At 45.4% G+C, this 7,430-nt stretch carries 7 protein-coding genes, 1 pseudogene and 1 CRISPR repeat array; of the genes and pseudogenes, 4 read left to right on the top strand and 4 right to left on the bottom strand.

Annotation, left to right across the window (positions count from 1 at the left end):
- Positions 1–81 precede the first annotated feature (81 nt).
- Together VB741_RS25580 and VB741_RS25575 are read right to left on the bottom strand one after the other, a co-directional pair.
- Entirely contained in the window at positions 82–363 is a 282-nt protein-coding gene (locus VB741_RS25580; protein WP_442786451.1) for a transposase family protein, read from the bottom strand.
- Between the two features lie 518 nt (positions 364–881).
- Positions 882–2,268: direct repeats of the CRISPR family, unit length 35 nt; unit sequence CTCAAAACTTCCTCGGAAGTTGAATTAATGGAAAC.
- Positions 2,269–2,363: 95 nt separating this feature from the next.
- A complete protein-coding gene (locus tag VB741_RS25575) occupies positions 2,364–2,777 on the bottom strand; it encodes a hypothetical protein (RefSeq protein WP_323368056.1) in 414 nt (137 codons plus the stop codon).
- Between the two features lie 290 nt (positions 2,778–3,067).
- Here VB741_RS25575 and VB741_RS25570 point away from each other — a divergent pair, with 290 nt between their 5' ends.
- The 3 genes from VB741_RS25570 (at position 3,068) to VB741_RS25560 (ending at position 5,185) form a co-directional block, all read left to right on the top strand.
- Positions 3,068–3,418: a DUF5674 family protein gene (locus VB741_RS25570; RefSeq protein ID WP_323368055.1), complete on the top strand. Its 351-nt coding sequence runs from the start codon at positions 3,068–3,070 to the stop codon at positions 3,416–3,418.
- Complete coding sequence (locus tag VB741_RS25565) at positions 3,409–3,795, top strand: hypothetical protein (RefSeq protein WP_323368054.1); 387 nt, start codon at positions 3,409–3,411, stop codon at positions 3,793–3,795. Before VB741_RS25570 ends, VB741_RS25565 begins: the two co-directional genes overlap by 10 nt.
- 268 nt (positions 3,796–4,063) lie before the next feature.
- The gene (locus tag VB741_RS25560; protein ID WP_323368053.1) at positions 4,064–5,185 is read left to right on the top strand and encodes a hypothetical protein; all 1,122 of its coding nucleotides are present in this window, start codon (positions 4,064–4,066) and stop codon (positions 5,183–5,185) included.
- Here the strand turns inward: VB741_RS25560 and VB741_RS25555 are convergent.
- Positions 5,154–5,489, bottom strand: a complete 336-nt coding sequence (locus tag VB741_RS25555) for a hypothetical protein (protein WP_323368052.1) — start codon at positions 5,487–5,489, stop codon at positions 5,154–5,156. The two genes, VB741_RS25560 and VB741_RS25555, sit on opposite strands and share 32 nt — an antisense overlap.
- 767 nt (positions 5,490–6,256) lie before the next feature.
- Here VB741_RS25555 and VB741_RS25550 point away from each other — a divergent pair.
- A pseudogene (locus VB741_RS25550) lies at positions 6,257–6,923 on the top strand (IS6 family transposase).
- Here VB741_RS25550 and VB741_RS25545 read toward each other — a convergent pair.
- Positions 6,924–7,097, bottom strand: a complete 174-nt coding sequence (locus tag VB741_RS25545; protein WP_323368051.1) for a hypothetical protein — start codon at positions 7,095–7,097, stop codon at positions 6,924–6,926.
- Between the last annotated feature and the right edge of the window lie 333 nt (positions 7,098–7,430).

The raw sequence follows: 7,430 nt of genomic DNA, 5'->3' as shown, positions 1-7,430 counted from the left end.
GTGAGCCAGGACTCAAGCATCTTTTAATTCTCAGAATCGCATGGGTGAATCAACGCTTTGATGAGGTATTTCCCGCAGTTCCTAAAAGCTCTTTGAAACACCCATCCCACAACACTTAATTACGCCCCGCTCAATGGTGTCGTGAGATGGTATCCCATGCGGTAATTCTAGAAATGTGCCCAGCCAAGTTTGTTTGGCTTTGCCATAGGTCTCCACCTCCACCCAACTCTCAGCACCACAGATAACAGCGCAGATCGTAATCATTACAATATCAATTAACAAATGCTCAATGCTGTGTTGCGCACGTGGGTCATCGAGTGCCCCGAAATGTGATTTGAGCAGTGAAATGGATGGGCTAGACATGGCTAGATGCACCTAGATTGCTAAACGCCATCGTCATCCTATGACTGATACTTCAAGTTCTGCACCAATCATTAAGATATGTATGCGTTTGCCCTATTCCTAATGGTTAAATAGGCGTCTGCTTGATGGTTTGTACGCTACAGTTTAATCCTGAACGGGGAGTGAGGGATGACCCATCTCTTAATTAAGTACGTTGCCGAATGGGGCAACTCGCTTGCCAGATGTGGCTTGGATCAACCTGGATCGATGGAATGCATTGTCAGTAGAAGAGAAAGCTTCATTTCGAAAGCCATGCCGGTTGAAACAATGATGGATATGCTGATGAGCTGTTGGGGTCAGGTAATCTCTGAAAGCCGCATTCTTACGTCAACCCCAGCAGCCCGCTTACTGGGCAAGGGTTTCAGCCGTTTTCCACAGGGTGTTGTTAGGAATAATTCGCATTTGCTGGGGGTGATCATTGACCCCGAAAGAAATAGGGGTTTAGAATGTAGATGTGGAGCAGCTTTTAGGAGCTGGGCCTCAAAACTTCCTCGGAAGTTGAATTAATGGAAACCATAATGGCCAAAAGCACGCTTGCAAAAACCCATTTCTCAAAACTTCCTCGGAAGTTGAATTAATGGAAACATTTGCGGGCCGTTTGGTCCGCTAAATACTCCCTACTCAAAACTTCCTCGGAAGTTGAATTAATGGAAACGGTTTCTCCGCGTAAAGGAGGAAAGCAAGCGCTCCCAACTCAAAACTTCCTCGGAAGTTGAATTAATGGAAACACCTCCGACGCCTCCGACGACTACCTCGACTTCCGGTCTCAAAACTTCCTCGGAAGTTGAATTAATGGAAACATTGGAATTAATTTATCATCGTCGCATGAAGCGAGGCTCAAAACTTCCTCGGAAGTTGAATTAATGGAAACCCAGTTTCATACAGGAACTGCTATCGCTTTAGGCTCAAAACTTCCTCGGAAGTTGAATTAATGGAAACACGACGTGAATTTCGTCACGAAAGTGCCTATTATCGCTCAAAACTTCCTCGGAAGTTGAATTAATGGAAACCCCTCAATACGTTGTCCCTGTTGCTGCCCTTGTATGACTCAAAACTTCCTCGGAAGTTGAATTAATGGAAACTTCAAACTGACCCCATGCTGAGAATAGGTTCACAGCCGCTCAAAACTTCCTCGGAAGTTGAATTAATGGAAACAGTCATCTCCCCAGGGGTCATCGGCAGTTCCCCCGCTCAAAACTTCCTCGGAAGTTGAATTAATGGAAACCTTCGTTGTGCGCATCGACCCACATTTGAACATCAGCTCAAAACTTCCTCGGAAGTTGAATTAATGGAAACTTTCTACTTGGTTAGTAGAAATAAGAGAATCAACGAGTTCTCAAAACTTCCTCGGAAGTTGAATTAATGGAAACGGGAATCGCACAGCATGTGAGCACTCCCAGCCAGCTCAAAACTTCCTCGGAAGTTGAATTAATGGAAACTCTCCCCCCCACTTAGAAAGTCGAGATATTCCAGCCTCAAAACTTCCTCGGAAGTTGAATTAATGGAAACCTGAATATTTGCTGTGAGGCATTTCGGACATTTCCGCTCAAAACTTCCTCGGAAGTTGAATTAATGGAAACTGTTGACCAGAAGCCAACTTGTCTAACAAGTCACGCTCAAAACTTCCTCGGAAGTTGAATTAATGGAAACAGCCCAACAGCTCGCCTCAAGTTCTTTGAGACGCGCCTCAAAACTTCCTCGGAAGTTGAATTAATGGAAACTCGCACAAGACGACATATCGAGCTTTCCACCAGGAAGACTCAAAACTTCCTCGGAAGTTGAATTAATGGAAACCCTAACTGCCGATCATCCATGTGGATAATCGCTTCTGCTCAAAACTTCCTCGGAAGTTGAATTAATGGAAACCTGCGAATACAGTTTTGCCCTCAAAGCTTTCGACTCAAAACTTCCTCGGAAGTCGTTTCTTTATCAGCCTTAGGAGACTTTGCCATGATCACTCCCTACAACACATCTGAAAAGTCGTTGAGTAGATCCGCTTGAGCCAACAGAGAAATCTCTCCTGTCGGTACCGCCATCGGGCTAATTGCTGGAAATTCAGGCTGGTCAGATTCGTTTGACGGAGCCTCAATCCCAAACGTTTCCCGCAAATGCTGAATTTGCTCTTCCATCCGAATGATAGACTGTCGAGCCAGGTCCTTTAACTCTGCCTCCGAATGCTTACCCGTATCCTGATAAGCAAAGGGTAGCCAGAAAGCACGAGCCGCAGTGGCCGCTTTCTCTTTACCCTTGTAAGTACGATGAATCAGCCAGCTGTAAGTGATGCCGTTGGGGGAGCTGCGGTCTGGCTCAAAAATAAAGCGCACCCTTGGCTTGGTGAGCTTATCCGGATCGTCATTGCTGGGTTTGCGAGGCATGGGCTGATTCTATGGCAACGCTCATTTATCCACACCTTAACGTTCAATCATTAGTAATGCTGACACTATGCTAGATAATTTAACAATTCGATCACCCTAACATAATAATTGCGGATACTATGCGGATCCAGTAAAGAGCTACATAACGGACTCATTGTTGAAATACATTATGTGAATCAGCCTATGGGATACGGCTTTTTGCCGTGGCGATGTCATCATATCGCCAGTACTGTTTGGGCTACGACTGATAATAAATCAATCAGAGGATGTCAATCACGAATAGATAAACCATGATTGTGATCGTTAGAGGCCGTGCTACCCCTGAGCAGATTGACCAAATGCTAAAGGCTCTGGGAATTTACATTAAAATGGCGGTGGACGTTGAGCGTGAAGTTTTGGCTGGGGGCGGGGAATTGCACGCTGATTGTGAGCTGGTTTTGTTGGATGATGGTAGCGAGCAGAGCAATGTTTGGGGGGCGGACTGGTATCCAACGAGTCAGTCTGTGGGCTTTGAGTCGATCATTAATATTCGCCCTAGTGCAAACAATCGTTCAATGCAAATACAAGATCTTGAGTTACGTCAAAAGATAGAGAAAATTATCAGGTCGTTTCTAGAAGGAGTTCAAATTCAATGGGAGTGAGTTGGGACATTCTCAAAAAACGATTCCTTCAGGCTGACCAAACAGCTCAGCTGGAAAGTCTTGCGTTGAATTTGACTCGCATCCAGGCTTTTGTTGAAAGTGGTACGGGTGAGTCAGTTGTTGAGCACCTTATCAGGGAAAGTCAGTTTTTTATCGAGTGGATAGTACCGGGTATTGATTTGGAGACTAGCCTGGACCAGGCTGTTGAGTTGGCTGATCTGCAACGGTTACTGAGTCGCTGGAAGTTAAGTTGGTCAGATTGGCGGGGGGATGAGCAAAAACGACAGGAGGTGGTACGACTTTCTCAGGAGTGGTGCGAACTGATAAGTCAGCGCTTGCGCGATCGCATGCTTAACCAGCACACATTGCCTGCTTGAAAAAGCCGATTTTCGCTCCAATGATAGTGAGCAGTTTTTAATGTGATTTTTAAGGAAACCTATCTGACGGAGCTTGAAACCCTTTTATTTCAATGCCTATAAATCTGCCTGACGTTCTACCACTGAACTACATCCGCAGCGGTTAAATGCAATAGTAGCAGGTAATTTAGCGCTTCAACACCCTGAATTTACGTTACTTAAATGTCTATTGATGTCGATGTATATTTAAGGAAATTAGGCCAATTTTAGTCCAGACTTAGTCCAGCTTATGCCGAAGCTTGAATACACGTTGGCAGCGGTTAATGCCAGGTTAAAGGCGAATAATACTAAGGTAGTCCTAGAGCAGCGGGGCAGTTCGCTGAGTATGCGAGCGACGTTGCCACCAAAACCGGGAAGTAATCGCATCGTTCCCTATCAGCAACGGATCGCTCTTAACTTACCGGCCAATCCAGATGGTTTAAAGCGGGCTGAAAAGGATGCGCAACTTCTGGGGGCACGGCTGGCAACCAAGGAGTTTTACTGGGCTGATTATGAAGTTCACCTGGTGAAGGTGAAACACACTGCCAAGGATGTCATTAAAGAATTTGAGAAGGACTACCGTAGTCGCAATGAGCTGAAGCAGTCTACGTGGAATGAGAACTGGGCCAAGGTGTTTAAGCGATTGCCACCGAATAAAAAGTTAACGGCTGATATCTTGATTGGGCAGGTGTTGAAGCAGCCCCACAACACTCGAATGCGGCAACAGACCTCTCAGCGATTGCAGAAGCTGGCGGACTTTGCGCAAATTGAAGTGGATTTAATGCAATATCAAGGTAACTACGGGCCAAGCAAGGTGCAGGATCGCGAGTTACCCAGTGATGAATTGATTGTGGAGTGGTTTGAGCGCATTCCCAACAAGGGGTGGCGATGGGTTTATGGCATGATGGCAGCGGCAGGGTTAAGGCCCCACGAAGCGTTTTTCTGTGAGTGGGTGCCGGAAGGGCTCCAGGTTTTGAAGGGAAAGACGGGACCGCGTCTGGTATTTCAGTTGTTTTACCCTGAATGGGTTGAGGCGTGGGGATTGAAAAATATTTGTCGTCCTCGTATAGATGCTGAACATGCCTATACCAAAGGTAATTTAGGTAAAAAGATTAACAATCAGTTTCACCGCTATGGATTACCGTTTCAACCCTATGACTTACGCCATGCGTTTGCGATTCGCACATCGGTGAATTTTAACTTACCAGAAACAGTTAGTGCTAACTTAATGGGGCATACGCCCAGCATTCATTTGGCGAGGTACCACAAGCATATTTCTCTTGCCCATAGTCAACAGGCTGTGAAGAGAGCCTTGAATGCAGCTGATCGACCAATACCCCCTAAACGACGCGACGACGACTCTGTTCTTTAGTTTTTCTTGTTTTGTAAGCTTGAACATCAACAACAAAACGGCGACCGCGTTTTTGGAGCTCTGTACCCGATAAAAATTCACCTTTTCGAATGGCATGGCGAAGGGATTCGGGATTGTTAAAGCCAAGCATATAGTATGCTTCAGATGTAGGGTATAGCTGACGGGAAGATTCTTGGGTTTTGTTTTGTAATGCGTTAAACAAAGCAGCCTGTTCTGTTTGAATCTGCTCCATACGAGCAAATACCATCTCTAATGTTCGATTGGTTTGCCTGAGTTCTTCTAACACTTTGGAGTACATATCCATGACTCCGTTCTCCATGATGTGAGTTATCAAGCGGTAGATGAGTTTATTGCACTGCGGGTAAGCATTATTAGCCCAGAAGCAATGCTTATGCTTCCTGATAGAGCCATCATATAGCAGAGACATTCAGCTGTGCTGACAAAATGCTGTCATAGAAATATTGCTTAATTTAGTTGATGGTTGAATATTCTATATGGGCTGGTTGTCAGCTTTTTGGATTTTTAGGCTAAATCTCAAATACCTCAAACCCTTTGCTTTTGGAGGTAAGTTATCTAAGTTATCAGCATAAGGTGACTCAATAAGGTGGCGAACCAATTATGCTTGGTTAATTGATCAGCATAAGTCTTAAAACTGCTGTTCTGACTGAACTTTAGCTTTTGCTAGGCGACTATTAATTGAACATAGGGGTTAATATTGCTTCCCCCTGCTTAACTAAAGCTCATTAGCTGAATCATTGCTATGTAGGAGGTATTAGGGTCTCTTTTACTCCGCATGATTTTTGTGTCCAAATTCTCTGTAGAAAGTAAAGGTAATAAAACCTTGGTGTTCGCAGTAAAAAGTATTTTTAGTCTATTTAGCCAGGAACTATAGAAGTTGCTTGATCGTAATATATGTGTTCCTTAAGACTAAGAAAAAGCTGAAGATCGCTAATAATGCGGCTGTGTTGCAAAAAAGGCATAGCCTCTGACTTGGTATGCTGAGATGTCCTGCTCGCAACCTACCTCATGCCCTCCTGAGAACCGTTCAAATGGCGTCACTTCCAATCAGATCTGATCTGGCTGAACGGTCCGCTGGTATCGCCGCTATAGCCTGATTTACCGGGATTTGGAGGAGATGCTGCTGGAGCGCGGCATTAAGGTTGACCCCACGACGCTCTACCGTTGGGTGCAAGCCTATAGCCCGGAGATGGACCAGCGCTGTTGTCCGTATCTCAAGCCCACCAACGATTCCTGGCGAGTGGACGAGACCGATGTGAACGTCAAAGGCCCGTGGACGTACCTCTACCGAGCCGTTGATTCAGCGGGTAATACCTTGGACTTCAGGCTCCGTGCCAATCGCGATGCCAAAGCCCCCAAGCGGTTCTTAAAGAAGGTGCTCAACGCCCCTCATACGATTGACCTCAGGGTCATCACGGTCAATAAGAAGGCGGCTTATCCGCCGGCTATTGATGCTTTGAAAGCAGATGAAGCTCTACCTAACACGACAGAAACCAGATAGGTCAAGTATTTGAACACTACAGTAGAACAGAATCATCGCTTCATCAAACGACGAACCAAGCCAGGTCTAGGATTTAGCTCATTCAATACAGCCAGACGAACTCTCAAGGGTTACGAGTCGATGAACATGATTCGCAAAGGTCAGATTAGCGGTGTTGAAAAAGGAGATGTCATGGGACAGATCTCTTTCATCAACGAAATCTTCGGAGTATCCGTGTAATCAGAGGGGTGTCGATAGGGAGATTCTCTCCTCGTTAACTTTTTGCAACAGAACTGGATTTCCACTATTGACCGAATGGACTTCTCGCATTACTCGACGCATCCCCTTACGGTTAATTGCCTGGGAGTCAGTGTCTGGGCTAGCAAACCATGGCTCTGCTGATTTTTTTCCCACGGATCAAGGGTGCCGTTTGCGCCTGACACTTGCCTTTGATTTACCAGGAGGAATCGTCGGCGCACTGCTGGAAAAAATCGGTTTAGACTGCTGGTAGAGAAAAATTTAGTAGAAAGTTTGAACCGCTTTCAATCTCAAATTGAAGCGAAAGTGTTGCACCAGACTATTGTCCAGAGTACAGATACATAATGTCTAACACACTTACCACTGGAGTTTAGACAAAAAATGTTGAGAGAGCGATCAGCCCTTGAGCCAGATCGCTCCATAGACGAAGCTGAGGAAACACAACTAACCTCAATCGTCTATGAACAGTGTTACCAACCTCAAAGCATT

The organism is Leptothoe sp. PORK10 BA2 (assembly GCF_034932105.1).
Classification (GTDB): domain Bacteria; phylum Cyanobacteriota; class Cyanobacteriia; order Phormidesmidales; family Phormidesmidaceae; genus Leptothoe.
The sequence above is the reverse complement of the archived record's forward strand: the minus strand, read 5'-3'. Positions and strand labels throughout refer to the sequence as shown.

Coding starts and splice junctions, on each gene's coding strand:
- VB741_RS25555 (WP_323368052.1), bottom strand. CDS start 5,489: ATGGATATGTACTCCAAAGTGTTAGAAGAACTCAGGCAAACCAATCGA.
- VB741_RS25570 (WP_323368055.1), top strand. CDS start 3,068: ATGATTGTGATCGTTAGAGGCCGTGCTACCCCTGAGCAGATTGACCAA.
- VB741_RS25560 (WP_323368053.1), top strand. CDS start 4,064: ATGCCGAAGCTTGAATACACGTTGGCAGCGGTTAATGCCAGGTTAAAG.
- VB741_RS25565 (WP_323368054.1), top strand. CDS start 3,409: ATGGGAGTGAGTTGGGACATTCTCAAAAAACGATTCCTTCAGGCTGAC.
- VB741_RS25575 (WP_323368056.1), bottom strand. CDS start 2,777: ATGCCTCGCAAACCCAGCAATGACGATCCGGATAAGCTCACCAAGCCA.
- VB741_RS25580 (WP_442786451.1), bottom strand. CDS start 363: ATGTCTAGCCCATCCATTTCACTGCTCAAATCACATTTCGGGGCACTC.